General features: G+C 44.2%; 1 protein-coding gene, 1 pseudogene and 1 other annotated feature. The gene and the pseudogene both read left to right on the forward strand.

What is annotated here, in order from left to right; translation table 11 throughout:
- Nucleotides 1-328: pseudogene (locus tag B3S86_RS15030) on the forward strand (50S ribosomal protein L1); the annotation flags it as partial.
- Between the two features lie 55 nt (nt 329-383).
- Nucleotides 384-535, forward strand: a sequence feature (ribosomal protein L10 leader region).
- Nucleotides 536-585: 50 nt separating this feature from the next.
- Nucleotides 586-762 (forward strand): 50S ribosomal protein L10 (rplJ, locus tag B3S86_RS15035; protein WP_290754249.1); only part of this gene is annotated, 177 nt, incomplete at its 3' end.

Genomic DNA, 762 nt, shown 5'->3' on the forward strand with positions numbered 1-762 from the left:
AGTTGGTAAACTTGGTCGCGTTCTCGGACCAAAAGGCCTCATGCCAAACCCGAAAACAGGTACAGTTACATTTGACGTCACAAAAGCAATCAACGATATCAAAGCTGGTAAAGTTGAGTACCGTGTCGACAAATCAGGTAACATCCACGTTCCTGTCGGTAAAAAATCATTCGATAACGAGAAACTCGTTGAGAACATCAACACAGTTATCGAAACTCTCGTAAAAGTTAAGCCTGCTACTGCTAAAGGTGTATACCTTAAGAACATCGCGATCGCTTCTACAATGGGTCCTGGTGTAAAAGTATCTTCAGCTGACTTCGCGAAATAATTTCGTCTAAAACGAACTTGACAACGTTCTAAGAACGCTGTTACAGTATAAAACGTTGATATATTTCGACATACCGTAGACAGAAGGTGCTCACATGGGCATAAATCCTTCCGAGGTGTTCTTGCTCAGAGAGCCTGTTTGTTCAGGTATCCTTTTTGACGATTACGCCTCCTCTGCTTTGCAGACGGAGGCTTTTTATTTGAAATCGAGCAGCCCCTCGCACCGGTACATTTCATCTACCAGGAGGTGCAACAGAAATGGCAAACGAAAAAGTTATCGCTGTCAAAGCGGATCTCGTATCTGAGATCGCTGAGAAACTCCAAGCGAGCGCAGGAACAGTTGTCGTCGACTACCGTGGTCTCACAGTAGAAGAAGTCACTGAACTTCGTAAACAACTCCGCGAAGCGGGCGTTGAATTCAAAGTTTACAAAAAC

The organism is Exiguobacterium sp. UBA3968 (assembly GCF_002385115.1).
GTDB lineage: Bacteria > Bacillota > Bacilli > Exiguobacteriales > Exiguobacteriaceae > Exiguobacterium_A.